At 40.8% G+C, this 18,163-nt stretch carries 13 protein-coding genes, 3 tRNA genes and 2 pseudogenes; 12 read left to right on the top strand and 6 right to left on the bottom strand.

Annotated features, from left to right (window positions below):
- Position 1 precedes the first annotated feature (1 nt).
- From C5471_RS13195 to nagB, 6 genes are all read right to left on the bottom strand, one after another.
- Positions 2-76 (bottom strand) — tRNA-Gln (locus C5471_RS13195).
- 28 nt (positions 77-104) lie between these two features.
- Positions 105-189 (bottom strand) — tRNA-Leu (locus tag C5471_RS13190).
- Positions 190-194: 5 nt separating this feature from the next.
- Positions 195-271: transfer RNA gene (locus C5471_RS13185), tRNA-Met, on the bottom strand.
- A 151-nt stretch (positions 272-422) separates the two neighbouring features.
- Positions 423-1,646: a DNA-binding transcriptional regulator NagC gene (gene nagC / locus C5471_RS13180; RefSeq protein WP_133816189.1), complete on the bottom strand. Its 1,224-nt coding sequence runs from the start codon at positions 1,644-1,646 to the stop codon at positions 423-425.
- 15 nt (positions 1,647-1,661) lie between these two features.
- Positions 1,662-2,822, bottom strand: coding sequence for an N-acetylglucosamine-6-phosphate deacetylase (gene nagA / locus C5471_RS13175; protein WP_133816190.1), 1,161 nt, complete (start codon positions 2,820-2,822; stop codon positions 1,662-1,664).
- An 84-nt stretch (positions 2,823-2,906) separates the two neighbouring features.
- Complete coding sequence (gene nagB / locus C5471_RS13170; protein ID WP_133816191.1) at positions 2,907-3,719, bottom strand: glucosamine-6-phosphate deaminase; 813 nt, start codon at positions 3,717-3,719, stop codon at positions 2,907-2,909.
- 348 nt (positions 3,720-4,067) lie between these two features.
- Between nagB and nagE the strand changes: the two are divergent.
- The 12 genes and pseudogenes from nagE to C5471_RS13115 form a co-directional block, all read left to right on the top strand.
- Positions 4,068-5,577: pseudogene (nagE, locus tag C5471_RS13165) on the top strand (N-acetylglucosamine-specific PTS transporter subunit IIBC); the annotation flags it as partial.
- Between the two features lie 65 nt (positions 5,578-5,642).
- Positions 5,643-6,092: pseudogene (locus tag C5471_RS25315) on the top strand (glucose PTS transporter subunit IIA); the annotation flags it as partial.
- A 198-nt stretch (positions 6,093-6,290) separates the two neighbouring features.
- Entirely contained in the window at positions 6,291-7,958 is a 1,668-nt protein-coding gene (gene glnS, locus C5471_RS13160) for a glutamine--tRNA ligase (RefSeq protein WP_133816193.1), read from the top strand.
- Positions 7,959-8,546: 588 nt separating this feature from the next.
- Positions 8,547-8,948: a hypothetical protein gene (locus C5471_RS13155; RefSeq protein ID WP_133816194.1), complete on the top strand. Its 402-nt coding sequence runs from the start codon at positions 8,547-8,549 to the stop codon at positions 8,946-8,948.
- On the top strand, positions 8,914-9,372 hold the full coding sequence (locus C5471_RS13150) for a beta/alpha barrel domain-containing protein (RefSeq protein ID WP_133816195.1): 459 nt from the start codon (positions 8,914-8,916) through the stop codon (positions 9,370-9,372). Before C5471_RS13155 ends, C5471_RS13150 begins: the two co-directional genes overlap by 35 nt.
- A gap of 55 nt (positions 9,373-9,427) precedes the next feature.
- The gene (locus C5471_RS13145) at positions 9,428-10,186 is read left to right on the top strand and encodes an iron-containing redox enzyme family protein (protein ID WP_166295960.1); all 759 of its coding nucleotides are present in this window, start codon (positions 9,428-9,430) and stop codon (positions 10,184-10,186) included.
- Positions 10,161-10,670: a hypothetical protein gene (locus C5471_RS13140; protein WP_133816197.1), complete on the top strand. Its 510-nt coding sequence runs from the start codon at positions 10,161-10,163 to the stop codon at positions 10,668-10,670. The genes C5471_RS13145 and C5471_RS13140 overlap by 26 nt, the downstream gene beginning before the upstream one ends.
- 27 nt (positions 10,671-10,697) lie before the next feature.
- Positions 10,698-11,393 carry a methyltransferase domain-containing protein gene (locus tag C5471_RS13135; RefSeq protein ID WP_133816198.1) on the top strand — a complete coding sequence of 232 codons (696 nt, stop codon included), beginning with the start codon at positions 10,698-10,700 and terminating at the stop codon, positions 11,391-11,393.
- Between the two features lie 40 nt (positions 11,394-11,433).
- On the top strand, positions 11,434-13,101 hold the full coding sequence (locus C5471_RS13130) for an FAD-dependent oxidoreductase (protein ID WP_166295956.1): 1,668 nt from the start codon (positions 11,434-11,436) through the stop codon (positions 13,099-13,101).
- A gap of 41 nt (positions 13,102-13,142) precedes the next feature.
- Complete coding sequence (locus C5471_RS13125; RefSeq protein WP_133816201.1) at positions 13,143-13,397, top strand: FAD-dependent monooxygenase; 255 nt, start codon at positions 13,143-13,145, stop codon at positions 13,395-13,397.
- Between the two features lie 76 nt (positions 13,398-13,473).
- The gene (locus C5471_RS13120; RefSeq protein WP_133816202.1) at positions 13,474-13,923 is read left to right on the top strand and encodes a cupin domain-containing protein; all 450 of its coding nucleotides are present in this window, start codon (positions 13,474-13,476) and stop codon (positions 13,921-13,923) included.
- A gap of 878 nt (positions 13,924-14,801) precedes the next feature.
- Positions 14,802-17,477: a beta-N-acetylhexosaminidase gene (locus C5471_RS13115; protein ID WP_133816203.1), complete on the top strand. Its 2,676-nt coding sequence runs from the start codon at positions 14,802-14,804 to the stop codon at positions 17,475-17,477.
- Positions 17,478-18,163 lie beyond the last annotated feature (686 nt).

Genomic DNA, 18,163 nt, shown 5'->3' with positions numbered 1-18,163 from the left:
ATGGCTGGGGTACCAGGATTCGAACCTGGGTATGCCAGGATCAAAACCTGGTGCCTTACCGCTTGGCGATACCCCATCTGAATAATGACAACCTGATGAAAGAATGGTGCGGAAGGCGAGACTTGAACTCGCACACCTTGCGGCGCCAGAACCTAAATCTGGTGCGTCTACCAATTTCGCCACTCCCGCAAAGATGGTGGCTACGACGGGAATCGAACCTGTGACCCCAGCATTATGAGTGCTGTGCTCTAACCAGCTGAGCTACGTAGCCATCTTTTTGCATTACCTTCATCGGCGTTGCGGGGCGCATTATGCGTATATCAGCTAAATGCGTCAACTGCTTTTTTCTTGAAATCTGCTTAAGGTCGCTTGTTTGTTTGGCTTATAATCATTTTGATGGTAAAACCAACAAAAAATGAATATTACCCTTCGAGTAAGCGTTGTAACAGGACACCATTAAGCATAGCACGTTTGGTCAGAGCGAAGGCACCAATAGCGGAACAGTGAACTAGTTCAGACACAACGATTGGCAGATCTTCGCGAAATTCTTTTAAAACCTGAGTATTGATACAACTTTGAATAGCGGGTAAGAGCACATTTTGCGCTTCAGTAATTTCTCCCGCCAGCACAACTTTCTGTGGGTTAAATAAATTAATGGCGATAGAAATGGCTTTGCCAAGATAATGACCGACATTTTTTATCACTTCAGATGCTAATGGATCATGCTGATTGGCGGCCTGGCAGATGGCTCTGATATTGCAGTTATTCAATGTTAGCTGGCTTGGAAAACCTTGCTTTAATTGATGCTGAACGCGTGCTTCAATTGCTGAGTTGGAGGCGATAGTTTCCAGACAACCAAAATTGCCACAATGACAACGCTCACCGAGCGGATCAATTTGAATATGACCAATTTCACCTAAATTCCCTCTATTATTGAGGAATATCTGGCTGTTTATAATTACCCCGGCACCTGCACCCCGATGGATACGTACCAATATTGAGTCTTCACAATCACGGGTGGCACCAAAATAGCGTTCAGCCAGGGCTAGACTGCGGATATCATGACCAACGAAACAGGTCATGTTGAAATATTTTTTCAGGTTATCGACTAGAGTCCAGTTAGTCACTTTAATATGAGGCATATAACGGACGATACCGGTATCTGGGTCAACCAATCCCGGCAAGATAACTGAAATAGCGATTAATTCGCGGATCCTGCGCTGATTTTGTTGAATAAAGTTTTCTATTGCGCGGATAAGCTGGTTTTCGACTTTTTGCTGAGTGGCTTCAGGCAATGGATAATGCTCTTCAACCAATGCTTTGCCACTCATGTCATAAAGAGCGAGAGTGGCATCATGGCGGCCAAGGCGGACACCGATAGTATGGAAATGACGATTTTCTGTAACGATTGAAATTGCGCGGCGGCCTCCGGTAGAGGCTTGTTGATCGACTTCTTTAATCAGGCCGCGCTCAAGTAGCTGACGAGTAATTTTAGTTACGCTGGCGGGTGCAAGTTGACTTTGCTCTGCAATTTGAATCCGGGATATCGGTCCTTGTTGATCAATTAACCGGTATACCACAGCGCCGTTAAGTTGCTTCACAAGGTCAATATTACCAATTTGCTTTTGTGTGCTGCTATAACTCATCGGTTATTTTGTCCATTAGATATCAGTTTCTTTTCCGTTAACAATGGTCTTGCAGATTTCAAAGTCGTGACTGAGAACGGTGAGGTTAGCAATTTTACCGGCTTCAATAGTGCCAAGATATTGATCAACACCAATTGCACGGGCTGGGTAGAGTGTTGCCATCCTCAGTGTTTCATCCAGAGCAATACCAACATGTTCAACGCTATTTTTAACGGCGTCTATCATAGTGATAGAAGAGCCACTTAACGTGCCATTTTCATCGACACATAATCCGTCCCGATAGTATATGGTTTTACCGGCAAAGGTGAAATGCTCCATTTTATTGGTAGAAGTATCCATCCCGGCGGGAAGTATGGCATCCGTTACCAGAATCAACTTATCTTTTTTCAGACGCTTCGCATTGCGAATATTTGGCCATGAAACATGCAAACCATCGGGAATAATGCCTGCGTAAACTTCGGGTGTATCAAAGATAGCGCCCATCAGGCCAGGCTGGCGACCAGAAATATATGGCATCGCATTATAGAGATGGGTTGAGAGGGTTATGCCATTCCGGAATCCCAGTCGGGCTTCTTCATAACTGGCATTGGAATGACCGGCAGAAACCACAATCCCTGATTCGATCAGCTGGTGAATGTATTTCTGTTCCACCATTTCTGGTGCGAGAGTTAGCTTGGTAATGACATCCGCGTTATCGCACAGGAAATTTATCATTTCAGGTGTAGGTTTACGGATAATTTCTGGATTGTGAGTGCCTTTTTTTACCGGATTGAGGTAAGGCCCTTCCAGATGCAGGCCCAAAGCCTGAAACTTATTATGCTTTAGATAAATACGCATTGCCTCAACGGAGGCTATCATCAATTCATCTGTACTGGTAATCAGAGTCGGCAAGTAGCTAGTACAGCCAGAGCGTTCATTGGCTTTTTGCATGATATCCAGCGTTTTTTCTGCAATATCTTCTAGCCGCTCATTAAATTGAACACCACCACAACCGTTGACTTGCAGGTCAATAAAGCCGGGAGAAAGAATTGCTCCATTCAGATTACGTTTTTCAATCTGTTCGGGTAACTCTTGTATTGGGCAAACTTGTTTAATTAAGTCGCCATCAATGATAACAGCATGATTATCCAGCCTGTCATGACCGGTATATATAATGCAGTTGGTTAAAGCATACATCTTAGCCTCCTATGGGATCTGGAGATGATGATTGAAAATAATGATGATAATCCGTCTGAGATCAGTCTCAGGCTGTGCGGATCCTTATTTTTTGCTGGCAAATATGTCGATAATGTCTGCTTCCAATTGATGGAAGTACTTAACCGTTTTTACTTTCAATTCCATTGTTGCAGGTTCGTCACAGACAATGATGGATTTAGGGTGCATTTGCAGGCAGCTTACGGTCCACATATGGTTGATATTGCCTTCAATAGCTGCTTGGATTGCCAAGGCTTTATTCAAACCGGTAGCCAGGATCATAATGTTTTCGGCATCCATCAAGGTGCCTACACCTACAGTTAAGGCGTATTTAGGCACCTGATTAATATCATTATCAAAGAAGCGGGAGTTGGCCGTTCGGGTTTCTACAGTCAACGTCTTGATACGGGTGCGGGAAGTCAAGGATGATGCTGGTTCATTAAATGCAATATGGCCGTCATTACCCACACCCCCCATAAACAGATGAATCTGACCATAAGACTTAATTTTGTCTTCATAACGTTGGCATTCTGCATCAATATCAGCGGCATTACCATTGAGCAGATTGATATTTTCTTTTGCAATATCAATGTGATCAAAGAAGTTATGGTGCATAAAACTATGGTAACTTTGCGGATGATTTTCGGGGATGCCGACATATTCATCCATATTGAATGTAACGACATGTTTAAAACTGACTTTTCCTGCTTTGTGCAGAGTAATCAATTCCTTGTAAGTCGCTAGTGGTGTGCTGCCGGTTGGTAGTCCCAAAACGAAAGGGCACTCTGCGGTTGGGTTAAATGCATTGATTTTGCTAACGATATAGTGTGCAGACCATTTACCGACATCACTTGCATTCGTTAGGGGGATTAGTCTCATAATTACCTCTTAAAACAATAAATTATCATAGTTAAAATAGAGTTATACATTATTCTCTTAATTAATCTTCTATAACCTGAATACTAAATCATTTTCATTGGCAGAGACACTCTGCACGTTATGATATTTTAAATGATAAAATAAGATTTGTGTGTTAGCTAGCATTTTGACCAAATTCTTGGTGTTTATGGTGATTTTCATCACATATAATGAGGAATTAATTTGCGACGAAAAATAAATTTTCTACACTGAAATTGTAGAATAAATGTCCTTATTGCTTACTTTGATAATAATGTAGTCATAACGCAGTAAGAGACTCTGGTAATTGAGGATATAAGGGGGAGCAAGGTGAATATTCTGAGTTATTTGCAAAGAGTGGGGCGAGCATTAATGGTACCGGTAGCCACACTGCCTGCTGCTGCAATACTAATGGGGATAGGTTACTGGATCGATCCGGTAGGTTGGGGAGCAGATAATGCACTGGCAGCTTTGCTGATTAAATCTGGTGAAGCCATTATTAAGAACATGCCAATGTTATTTGCTATTGGTGTGGCTTATGGCATGTCTAAAGATAAGGATGGTGCGGCAGCACTGACAGGTTTTGTCGGTTTTTTAGTCGTAACGACACTTTGTTCTCCGGCAGCGGTATCGATGATCCAGGGTATTCCGGTTGACGACATACCAAAAGCCTTTAGTAAAATTGATAACCAATTTGTTGGTATTTTAGTTGGTGTTGTGTCTGCTGAACTGTATAACCGCTTTAGTCGTGTTGAACTGCCGAAAGCATTGTCATTCTTCAGCGGTCGTCGTTTGGTGCCCATCTTGATCTCTTTCCTGATGATTCTGGTTGCTTTCATCCTGATGTATGTGTGGCCGGTGGTTTATAATGCACTGGTCACTTTCGGTGAAAGTATTAAAGATCTCGGCGCTACAGGTGCCGGTATTTATGCCTTCTTTAACCGCTTGCTGATTCCTGTTGGCCTGCATCATGCACTGAACTCGGTATTCTGGTTTGATGTTGCGGGTATCAACGATATCCCTAATTTCCTCGGTGGTCAGAAATCCATAGTCGATGGTAGCGCAACAGTGGGTATTACTGGCCGTTATCAGGCGGGTTTTTTCCCTATTATGATGTTTGGTCTACCGGGTGCGGCATTAGCGATGTATCGCTGCGCGCGTCCCGAAAATAAGGCCAAAATTGCCGGTATTATGATTGCGGGTTCATTCGCTGCGTTTTTCACGGGTATTACTGAACCTCTGGAGTTCGCCTTCATGTTTGTTGCGCCAGTGCTTTATGTGCTGCACGCGATCTTGACCGGTATTTCAGTGTTTATTGCAGCAACAATGCAGTGGATTGCGGGTTTTGGTTTCAGTGCCGGTTTGGTGGATATGGTCCTCTCTTCCCGTAACCCATTGGCAACACATTGGTACATGTTGATCCCGCAAGGTCTGGTATTTTTCTGCCTGTACTATGTGGTATTCAGCTTTACTATCAAAAAATTCAACCTGATGACACTAGGGCGTGAATTGGCTGCTGATGGTGAAATTGATGGCTATGATATTGATGTGGACAAAAATGGTAAAGCAACAGCGAATAACATCCACAATGAAGCTCATCAATATCTTGCCGCAGTGGGGGGTTCAGATAACCTGACTGCGATTGATGCTTGTATTACTCGTCTGCGTCTGTCGGTAAAAAATGTCGATCAGGTCAATGACAATCTGGTTAAACGTCTGGGTGCTTCCGGTATTATCCGCCTGAATAAACAGAGTGTGCAGGTTATTGTTGGTACTCGTGCAGAACTGATTGCCAGTGCTATGCGTGATGTGCTGGCAAAAGGTCCGGTTGCTGCTGCGACAGCAAGCTATCAACATCAGACGGCACAGAAAGCGAAGCTTGAAGGTGAACGTAAAATCCTGCTCACTCTGATTGCTCCGGTCAGTGGTGAGTTAGTCGATTTGGCAGACGTACCTGATGAAGCCTTCTCCAGTAAAATTGTTGGTGATGGTATTGCTATCAAACCAACATCAAATACTGTGCTTGCGCCAGTGTCTGGTACGATCGTGAAAATTTTCGACACTAATCACGCTTTCTGTATTGAGACTGATGAAGGTGTGGAACTGATTGTACATTTAGGTATAGATACGATTTCCCTTAACGGTAAAGGTTTTAAACGGTTGGTGAATGAAGGCACAATTGTAAAAGTGGGGGAACCTGTATTGAACTTGGATCTTGATTATCTGAATGCTAATGCCAAATCTATGATTAGCCCGGTGATCGTCAGCAATATTGATGGCTATATTGGTGTTAATATTTTGGCAAAAGGTCAAGTAAAAGCAGGACAGACAAAATTATTTGATGTGCTGAGATAAACAATAGACAAATTCGTAAAAGTTGATAAAAAATTTTCAATAAAATGAAAAACGGGAAGAGCGCCACTTTTCCCGTTTTTCGCTTTAACTTTGCTCTGAATCGCCATTTGGCAGTAACAAACGGTTGTTTCTCAGCACTGCTTGTTGGATTATAGGCGGTTATGTGACGCGCTTTTGGCATTATTGAGGTATAAAACAATGAGTGAGGCAGATGCCCGCCCGACAAACTTTATTCGTCAAATAATTGATGAAGATTTGGCAATTGGTAAACATACATCCGTACATACTCGCTTCCCGCCTGAACCCAATGGTTATCTGCATATTGGTCATGCAAAATCTATCTGCCTGAACTTTGGGATTGCAGAGGACTATCAGGGCCAGTGCAATCTGCGTTTTGACGATACCAATCCGGTTAAGGAAGATGTTGAGTACGTTGATTCTATTAAAAATGACGTTCAGTGGTTAGGTTTCGAGTGGAGTGGTGATATTCGCTACTCTTCTAATTATTTTGACACGCTGTATCAGTATGCTATTGAATTGATCAATAAAGGCTTGGCTTATGTTGATCAATTGTGCCCGGAAGAGATCCGCGAATATCGTGGCACATTGAAAGAGCCAGGTAAAGACAGCCCGTATCGTAACCGTAGTATTGATGAAAACCTGGCACTGTTTGAAAAAATGCGTGCTGGTGAATTCAGCGAGGGTAAAGCCTGCCTGCGCGCCAAAATTGATATGGCATCACCTTTTATTGTGATGCGCGATCCGGTTTTGTACCGTATTAAATTTGCCGAGCATCATCAGTCTGGTAACAAATGGTGCATCTACCCGATGTACGATTTTACTCACTGTATTTCTGATGCGCTGGAAGGGATTACACATTCGTTGTGTACACTGGAATTCCAGGATAATCGTCGTTTGTACGACTGGGTGCTGGATAACATCACCATCGATTGTCATCCGCGTCAGTATGAATTCTCGCGTCTGAATCTTGAATACACGATTATGTCCAAGCGTAAGCTGAACCTATTGGTGACCGACAAGATTGTTGAAGGTTGGGATGATCCACGGATGCCGACTATCTCAGGTTTGCGTCGTCGTGGTTATACTGCTGCTTCTATTCGTGAATTCTGCCGTCGTATTGGTGTCACCAAGCAGGACAACAATGTGGAGATAGCGGCATTGGAGTCCTGTATTCGTGATGATCTGAACGAAAATGCCCCTCGTGCAATGGCTGTACTCGATCCGGTCAAGCTGGTGATCGAAAACCGGTCGGAAGGGGAGCAGATGCTGAATATGCCTAATCATCCGAATAAACCGGAGATGGGTAGCCGTGAAGTGCCATTCAGCCGTGAGATCTATATTGACCGGGCAGACTTCCGTGAAGAAGCTAACCGTCAATATAAACGCTTAGTTTTGGGTAAAGAAGTTCGTCTGCGTAACGCTTATATCATCAAAGCAGAGCGTGTTGAAAAAGATGCTGACGGCAATATCACGGTAATCTATTGCAGCTATGATGAACAGACGCTGAATAAAGATCCGGCAGATGGACGTAAAGTGAAAGGTGTTATTCATTGGATCAGTGCGTCTCAGGCTGTTCCTGCTGAATTCCGTCTGTATGATCGTCTATTCAGCGTACCAAATCCCGGTGCAGAGGATGATTTTTTGGCGACAATTAACCCCGAATCACTGGTGGTCCGTCAGGGCTTTGTTGAGCCAAGTTTAGTGAATGCCAAGTCAGAAAAAACGTATCAGTTTGAGCGTGAAGGTTATTTCTGTGCTGATAGTGGTTATTCCAGTGCAGAAAGCCTGGTATTTAACCGTACTGTTGGTCTGCGTGATACCTGGGCAAAAATTTCTCAGGATTAATTGAGATAATGAACTGTACCCAACGAGTTGGACATGAGGTCAACAGTTGAGGTGCAGTTTTTTTTCTAAATATTGCTATTCCCATGTTGGACCTTTTTTTATTTGCAAACGCATATTTCGTTGGGGAAAGTAAAATCCCACAGCGAAAGTAAATAAAAATAATATATTCAAAGTAATAACTTTCCCATTCACTAATTATATTAATAATATAGATAACAGTCCTTCGGTAGCAGAAAAATGGATTGGCAATGAAACTCAAAGAGCTGACATTAATTACATAACTATTGAATATTGATTATCTGTTAATTAGCCGAGTTTTATTTCATTATTAGGATAAACATTGCCATTATCTATTGTACTTATGAGCAGAGTGTGGTTTTTTTACACATTTATCTATTTTAGAAAAATAATAAACAATATATTTTGCGAAATATCACTATACTGATTCTTGAGGTTATGAAATAAAAAATTGCAGTCTGGATATTTCATAGATACGAAAAAAATAGGATATGAAAATAATAAGTTGATATTAATTAAGAGAAATTACCAAGTGAAAAAATATTATTTATTTTTTAGGGGGTTATGAATATGAACAAAAATATAATTAGCATGAAAAAGGAAGCAGTCACTATCCCATCCGACAATTTTGAAACAGCCGAAATAGTTACCAAGAGAACATCTGTCAGATTAAACAATCCAAGTAAAAATAAAAGTTCTAAACGTGAAGCTTTAAATGGGCCAGTGATTTGGTTTGATACAGAAAAGCTGTCAGATCAAAGGCCAGATGGCAGCATTTTCATCAGAGTAATAAATTCTTTTTATAGTGATATAATTTTATATCCAAATGATTTCTCAGCTTTCATTGATGAAGTACCTAAAAGAATGCAAATTCGGTTAATTGAAGCAGAGTTTGCGGGGAACAAACGAGTCAATCATCGAAAAATAGGTGACGATCATGGGATATATTGGAAGAAAATTAAGAGAAAGTAGATTGTTATTTCCCAATTCAAATAAAGGTTTGATCGTGCCGATTGATCATGGATTAACGATGAAGCCGATCCCTAGTTTACAGAATATATATGTAGTTGAGCCGTGGATTAATAATAACTATGTTAGTGTTATTTTGGCACATAAAGGGGTATTAGAGAAGTTAATTTTACGTGGCGCTTTTCGCCCATCCATTGGTGTCATTCTCCATATTAATGGTATGCCGATTATATCAGCGTCGCCGGACACCAAAATATTAGGAGAAAAAACCGCTGACAAAATATTGATCGATAATACAAAAGTTGCTATTTCAGCTGGGGCTAGCAGATTATGTGTTGGCAGAAATGTTTTTCAGAATCTAAATCCGCAATCTCTACTGAAAAATTTATATGAGTGCATAAACGCAGAGCTAATATCTTTGGCTTGATAAAAGCCTGTATATCATAGATCTCATCAGTTGAATGTTACTAAAAGGGTTTATCATGGAACTCGCTATCAACACTCAAAACGAACCTAAAAAAGAAACCGGTTATTTCTTATCGCCGTTGTGGGAAGACGTTTTTTCTAAAGAATTACTGGAAGAACTTAATTCGAATATATTTCTGGTGGCTTGTCGTTCTGGGCAGGCCAACCAGAGTTTACTGAGAAAGTTCATGATTCAGCACCATTACTATTCACAATATTTTACCCGATATTTGTGTTTATTAATGGGAGGTTTAGTAGATCAAAAAGATTTTGTGTCGCTTTCTCATAATTTGCTGGAAGAGCTAACAGGAACTGATGTTGCAAAGATCTCTCATGCAGAGTTATATAAAAAGGCGATGGTGGCTATCAATGCTGTTCCTAAAAGTGACGCAATACTTAAAAGTACTCAACAACTGATTGACGCTATGTTCCGCCATTGCCGGAGTGATGATTCCCTAAGAGGTCTGGCGGCTTTGTGTTTAGGTGCTGAGGCAATTGTACCTCTGGTTTATGGTCCCATTTTAAATGCATTGCGATCAATAAAAGCTTCTGACGACGCATTATATTTCTTCAGAATCCATGTTGAGGAGGACGAAGATCATGCAATAGTGATGAGGAAAATTATTGATCGAATGATTGAAGAAAATCCTCACCGAAGGGCCGACGTTATTGCTGTTGGTGAAGAGATGGTGCGTTTTCGCATGGCGATGCTAAATGAACTATATCAAAGTAATACCAGGATAAATCCGCATGAATATGACGATACTATCATCTGAGTGTGATATAGACATTTTGCGTAATGATGACATGTTAGGCAGGGGTAATTTTCTTGGCCGCTGTTTAGCGCTAAGTAATACCCCCAATGGTTCTTTGTATACACTTCAACTTGAAGAAGCGATACAGACGATTGAAAGTATCTATGATGCAATAATTATTGGATTGGATTTATCTCATGCCAAGAATAGAGAAACGAAATTAGTCATATTAATTTTATTAAATGAGAAATTAACTTCGGATGTAAATATTGTTGTAGAGCAAGTTATTCAGCTAATGTTGGAAAAAATCGGGAGGGAGTACTATATTAGAGAATATACGATTATCGTTGTTAATAGCTTCGATCAAATTCCCACCGGCGCAACAGGTAAGGTTTTGAAACGTAGATTAAAGGATACTCGCCCTAAAATTCTTGAGGAATATGAAAGGAATAAACAACTCCCCAATGGCATTTTAAAAATCGTTAACTATATATCGGCTAATTAGAATTGATTATAAAGAAGGTGAAGTATTGTGAGCAAAGTTTCTCATGAAGGTCCTGCTGTCGAAGCGATAAAACAAAAATTGATCCTTGCTGAATCTTCCGATATCTCTGCGTTTGAATGTATGTGGCGGTTATCTAATATTCATAAAAATGTGTTCCCATCCACTTATTTTCAGTCCACGGGTATATTCACTAAGAATATTCCTTATATTCAAAATACCTCTTTTTGGGAATTAGGATGTGGTGCTGGAGTTACTGCTGTTACAGCGGCACTGGAGGGATGTTATCCGGTTGTTGCTTCTGACATTAGTGGGGAAGCGGTAGAGAATACCTTGTTTAATGTAATGCGTCATAATGTAAATAATTTCGTTTCTGTAAGATATGGAAATTTATTTTACACATTAGAACAGGGTGAAAGTTTTGGTGTCATTTTTTGGAATTCTAACTTTCTATTTGTGCCTGAAAACTACTCTTTTCAGGAACAAATTTATCACGCGTTTTATGATCCAGGGTATATAACACATAAATGTTTCCTTCAGGAGGTAATGAAATATATGAATCCACAGGGAAAGATACTCGTTGGGTTTAGTAGCCAGGGAAATGAGGCGGTGTTTAGTGAATTACTGATGGCGCATGATTATAACTATTTTGTTTTATATGAAGAAAGAGGGAAAGGCGAAAATTCACAGATATACAAAATTTTTCAACTGGTATCTTTAATCTAAAATATTTATTTTTATAAGTAATTATTAAGGAGAGTATATTTTGATTTCAGAAAATATTTCTGTATCGCAAGTTGCCATTGTGGGTGGTGGGCCAGTTGGCCTAATGTTAGCTTTATTTCTGGATTTATATGGTATTCGTTCGATTATTTTTAATTTGGATGAATTGACTCGGTTACACCCTAAAGGCAATACCCATAGTGCCCGTACTATGGAACATTATCGTCGTTTGGGTATATCTCAGTCTATTCGTGATTTAGGATTGCCGAAAGAGTTTCCTCTGGATATCGCCTATTTTACCAAGCTTAATGCATGGGAGCTGGCGCGTATTGATATGCCATCGGAAATGGAAAAAATGTCCAGGGTCCAAAATGCTGCTGCGACAGATTCCGTTCCAGAGCCGATACTACGTGTAAATCAAACCTATGTTGAAAAGTTTTTGCTACAACATGCAAGCAGTCGTCCAAATATCACAATAAGATATGGCTGGCGTGTTAAAGATTTTGTCCAATATAAAGATGAAATAAAACTTTATGCGGAGCATATTGAGGGAAAATATTTTGATGAAGTCTGGCATGCAACCTATATGATCGGATGTGATGGAGGACAAAGTTTTGTTCGATCCAAACTGGGTATTGCATATGGAGGAACGGTTGAAGCTAAGACAGGTTTTCTGACTGGCGGCATGATTTCCAGTTATATCCGTGTTCCTGGAATTTACCGGGGATTATTACAAGATAAAGCGGCCTGGATGTATAATATTATCTCACCCATGCTGAGAATGTTATTTATCAGTCTGGATGGTAAAGATGATTTTTTATTTGTGACTCAGAGTAAACTTGGACAGACTATTGATGATGCGGAGTTAATTCGTATAGCGCAGGTAGGGATAGGTACAGATATGGAAGTGTCTGTCCTTGGTAATTCGCTATGGAAAGGTGGAGTTGCTCTTGTCGCAGAACGGTTTTCTGACGGTCGGATATATTTGGCAGGTGACTCTGCGCATTTATTTGCGCCTACCGGTGGTTTCGGAATGAATACCGGAATCGACGATACGAGTAATTTAGCTTGGAAAATTGCCGCATCTATAAATGGTTGGGCAGGTAATGGGTTAATGGATTCTTATGAAAGCGAGCGTCGTCCAATTGCACTAAGAAATACATCTGCCGCCCGTTTTTTGACTCAGCGGGTATCCGCGTTATCTATACCTGAAAATCTGGAAAATGCAGATTCTGCCGGTGACTTGGCTCGCCAAAAATTAGGTGCCGAGCTTAAGACATTTCGCAGTCAATTTAGCTCTATTGGTGTTGAACTGGGCGCCCGATACGACAATTCTCCTCATATCATTAACAGCGCCTCAATACCGGATGATGACTTTTTGAATTACCAGCCGAGTAATGTGCCGGGAGGACGATTGCCGCACTTATGGATAACGCCTGTTCCTGGGGCAAGAATATCCCTGTTTGATATTTTAGGCACTGGATTTAATTTGCTTCGGGTAGGAGAGTATCTTACAGATGTATCCGAACTATTAGATCAGGCATATCAACGTAAAATTCCGATGAAGGTTATTGATCTTCCTGGTTACGACGCTTGGCAATTATATCAGGCAAGGCTCCTTTTGGTACGACCTGATCAATATATTGCTTGGAAAGGGGATAAGGTGCCTGACAACGCAGGTTCGATACTGGATAGAATTATTGGTAAATAAGCGAAGATTTCCCGGAAATAGGGTACTAATGCTAATTAAAGATGGAAAACAATATTATGATTGAGGCGGATGTTCTTATCGTAGGTTGCGGTCCTTCTGGTTCAGCAGCGGCCCTGTTTCTGAGTACCTACGGAATGAATACACTGGTCATCACGAAACATCGATGGTTGGCTAATACACCTTGCGGACATATAACCAATCAGCGAATAAAAGAAATATTATCGGAACAAGATAAGCATGGTGTAGAACATGAAAAACTTTTAGCAGAAGCGGTGATTAAAATACTTTTAAGATAAAATATCTTGAATGTTATTTTAAAATAGCCAGATAATGCAAATTGTAAAATAAGACGTGATATTATAGGTGATTATAATGAAAAAGACTTTCTTTTCATCTGGCGATTTCGGTAGAGTTCCAGGAGAGTTAATTGCAGATAATCCTGCTCAATTAATTCATGAAGATGTATTGAATTCTGAAGTCAGTCAAGATATTAGTTTCTCAAATGAAAGGTGCCATAAGGTCGCTATGGTTAATTTACCCAGTAAAGTTCTCAGTATGACTCTGGGGGGATTACAGCCTGGGCAATCCACGCGTAAACACCGGCATAGTTATGAAACCATAATATATATCGTCAATGGTGAGGGGTATTCACTCATTGGTGAACAACATGTTTCATGGAAAGCGGGTGACGCAATATATGTGCCTGTATGGGCATGGCATCAACATACAAATAGCAGCATTACTGATGAAGCATTCTATATTGCATGTGAGAATGCACCGATGTTGCAAAACTTGGGGCTGGCAGTTCGTGAAGAACTTTGAATTTAGCAGGATATATATTAATTAAGGCTATTTCTTAAGAGGAATGGCACTATTATGTTTAGATACATGTGAGGTGAATTTTGTCGATTGTATTTAAAAACGGATAATTATCCAACCGGGGTAAAAAGCCTATTGGCAATATCCCGGTGATTTGTTTACGAACTATTATGATAGGATTTTTGCTTAATTTGTTATATTTTATAATATTTTTCCTATGCAAGATCCTCACGCACTACGTGTACGCCCAAGTTTTGCGCGCTGTTGGTATTCACCGGAACGGCTGACAATAATTATGATTACCAGGATAGTCTCTAAAATATTATCATTGATAAATAATTTTGCATCTATTTTAGTTGAAAAACATTTATATTAATCAATCTATTTTTTAATGTGTACTTTATATTGTTAAGTTTTTATGGTTGTATTGTTTTTTGTTTTAATATCAATGCAATGTATAACTATTATTATATTTTTCTTGTAATGTGTTCTTTGTCATGTTTTGTAAAAAATCCCTTTTTTACCATTGAACATTCGTGATGTGAAAAATAGTCTGTATGTATGCTGATCAGATGATTTTAATTTTCTTTTTCAATTGAAATTTTTATTTTACGGATAGATTCACATTTTTGGTCGTGATTTATTTTAATTAAAAAATAATTAATTTTATGGTTACACAGAGTACAAAAATCAGCACTAATCCAATCTATGACCAGAGTGTGTGTTTTCAAGGATTTGTCTGGAATTTTTCCGGGATGAGAAAGAGATTAAATTCAACATCATCATGCCATTTATTGTCTTCTAATGGCTTGTTGCCGCTGTTTTTATATTTCTGGGCAGTGGCTTACCTTACATAACATTTGTGTTTGAAAGAGGCGACAATGAAGAAATTTAAATTGTGCACACTGGCGGCGCTAACGGCGACTGTTGGCCTGATAGGGTCTGTCTATGCTAATAATACAGCGCAGCAATTGGTTGATTCACTGAGTCAATTGAAAGTTAATTATAAGGTTGTTGATAATCAGGCTGGAGATCATGGTGTTAATTGTGCGGTATTGGGGGCGGACTGGGCCACTTGTAATCGGGTCGATATTACTTTAACCAATGGTAATCAGGCCATTGACTCATCTGACTGGGCGATTTATTTCCACAGTATCCGCCAGATCCTGAGTGTTGATAATGAGCAGTTTAAAATTACGCGTATCACGGGTGATTTACATAAACTGGAACCAACTGAGCAATTCACCGGTATTAAAGCGAATCAGCAGGTAAAACTGCCTATTACCGGCGAGTACTGGCAGATTTACAGCACTGACTTCTTGCCACGCTGGTATGCAACGTCAGGCGATGCGAAACCTAAAATCCTTGTAAATACGGATACAGAAGATCTGAGCCAATTTTTATCTGTTTTCACCGGTGATCAATGGAAACGCACAACAGCGGATAACAACATTCTGATGACGCCTGAAAATCGTTATGTGAAGAATTTGCAGGTTAAAAAAGTCGAGCCAGAAAAATTACGTGGGCAAATAATCCCGACGCCAAAAGAAATTCAGATTTATTCAGAGGATGCTGATTTATCTGGGGGAGTAAGGCTGGAATTTGGTGGTTTGAATGACGAGGCGGTTATTCTTGTCAGAAAACGTTTTACCGATCAAGGCATTAAATTAGAGAATAGTGGCTATCTGGTTGCGACTCAGATTGTCTCTTCAGATTTTACCGGTGAATGGCAGGTTAAAGGGGCTTACCGCCTGAATGTTACCCAGAATGGCGCTCAAATTGTTGCTTTTGACCAAGCGGGTGTGTTTTACGGTCTTCAATCTCTGTTGTCATTGATTCCTGTCGATGGCAGCGGAAAGATTGCTACTCTGACGGTAAAAGATACTCCACGTTTTGAGTATCGTGGCGCTATCTTGGATGTGGGGCGTAATTTCCACAGTAAACAGGCGGTTCTGCGTTTGCTTGACCAAATGGCAAGTTACAAACTGAATAAATTCCATTTCCACCTGAGCGATGATGAAGGCTGGCGTTTAGAAATTCCCGGATTACCGGAGCTAACGGAAGTTGGTAGCCAGCGTTGTCATGATTTGAGTGAAACCAAATGCTTGTTGCCACAACTGGGGTCTGGTCCTGATAACAACAATATGGGGAGTGGATTTTTCAGCCGTCAGGACTACATCGACATTCTGAAATATGCCAAAGCCCGCTATATTGACGTTATTCCCGAAATTGATATGCCGGCTCATGCCCGGGCTGCGGTGGTTTCTATGGAGGCACGCTATAAAAAGTTAATCGCTCGGGATGATGTGAAAGGGGCGAATGAATACCGCTTGCTGGACCCAACGGATACCACCAGGGCAACTTCTGTCCAGTTCTATGATCGCCGCAGTTATTTGAATCCGTGTATGGATTCTTCAAAACGCTTTGTTGAGAAAGTCATTGGTGAAATTGCCGCTATGCATAGAGAGGCGGGCTTGCCATTGGAAACCTGGCATTTCGGTGGTGATGAAGCGAAGAATATTCGTCTGGGAGAAGGGTTCCAAGATAAGAATGGCCCTATAGTACCGGGTAAAGGCATCATTGATAAGAGTATAGAAGATAAGCCGTGGGCTAAGTCTGAGGTTTGCCAAAAGTTGGTGGAGCAGGGCGTGGTGAAAGATATTGAGCATCTTGCCAGCTACTTCGCCATTGAAGTGAGCAAAATTGTGAATGCTAATGGTATCGAGAAGATGCAGGCGTGGCAGGATGGTCTTAAACATGCTGACAGCGCTAAAGATTTTGCGACCAAACGCGTGGGTGTAAATTTCTGGGATACTCTCTACTGGGGTGGCTTTGATTCAGTCAATGATTGGGCGAACAAGGGCTATGAAGTGGTTATATCCAACCCGGATTATGTTTATCTGGATATGCCATATGAAGTTCATCCGCAGGAACGTGGCTACTATTGGGCAACCCGTTTTAATGATGAAGCCAAAATCTTTAGTTTTGCGCCAAATAATATGCCGCAAAATGCTGAAACATCCGTTGACCGTGATGGTAATGCCTTCTATGCGAAAAGTGACAAACCGTGGCCGGGCGCTTATGGGCTATCAGGGCAAGCATGGAGTGAAACTGTTCGTACCGATGAGCAGATGGAATATATGATTTATCCTCGCTTATTACCGCTGGCAGAACGGGCATGGCACCGGGCTGGTTGGGAACAAGATTATGTTCCAGGCCAGGAATATAAGCGAGGAGAAACGCATAAAGTTGATATAGATGCACTGAATCGTGACTGGATACAGTTTGCTAACCTGATAGGGCAGCGTGAGCTTGTTAAACTGGATAGGGCAGGAATTGCTTACCGTTTACCGGTACCTGGAGCTAAGGTAAAACGCGGTGTTCTGAAGGCCAATATTGCTTTGCCAGGGTTGGTTATTCAGTACTCAACTGATGGTGGTAATAGCTGGAAAATTTATGACAATCACAAATGTCCGAAGGTAAAAGGAAATGTGTTGATTCGTTCTGTCAGCCCGGATGGCAAACGTTACAGCCGGATTGATAATGTAAAGGTATGATTTTGTTTCATTAAGAAAGGAACCCTGATGGGTTCCTTTCAGACCGCTGACAAACCTCATTCGAAATAATGGTTTTTTTCATGATGAAAAATACGGTGTTCATTTTTTCTCATTAAGCCGGTCTGAGCGCCCACCGAGGTGCCATTTTGACCCCTGCTACACGGTATATCCCCGTCATCCACCGATAAGAATAACAAAGCGTTGCGACTAGCAACGCTATCTTCTTGTAATACAGGGGAAGACCATAATAAGAGCTGATTTTGTTCAATATCATAAAAAATACAGTGTTAATCTTCTCTGGTGATTAATACCAGGCCTATCAACCGGGCAAGGTAACTAGGTTGAATAAAGCTTTAGTGATTTAGCTAATATAAAACCGGTTTCCAGTGAGATTATCGGCATATTTTGTGATCTAAATCACATTTTATGACATTCGCTGGTGATTAATTCTCCGGGTAATCAAGACATAGCCGATTTTTTGTTATATCTTTTTGTCTGAATATTAAACGGACAACATTATTTATTATATAAATTTATTGATGACTGAGCAGGAGAGACGCCCTGCATTTGTTTAATCAGGATTATCAATGTTGTTGCTTTGTTCGGCACGCCTACTACATAAGACGAAAGAAAGATGGACAATCAAGCCCGTTGTCGGTTCACTGAAGGCAGCATGCTGTTACCGG

The sequence above is a fragment of the Photorhabdus tasmaniensis genome, assembly GCF_011189505.1.
Classification (GTDB): Bacteria; Pseudomonadota; Gammaproteobacteria; order Enterobacterales; family Enterobacteriaceae; genus Photorhabdus; species Photorhabdus tasmaniensis.
The sequence above is the reverse complement of the archived record's forward strand: the minus strand, read 5'-3'. Positions and strand labels throughout refer to the sequence as shown.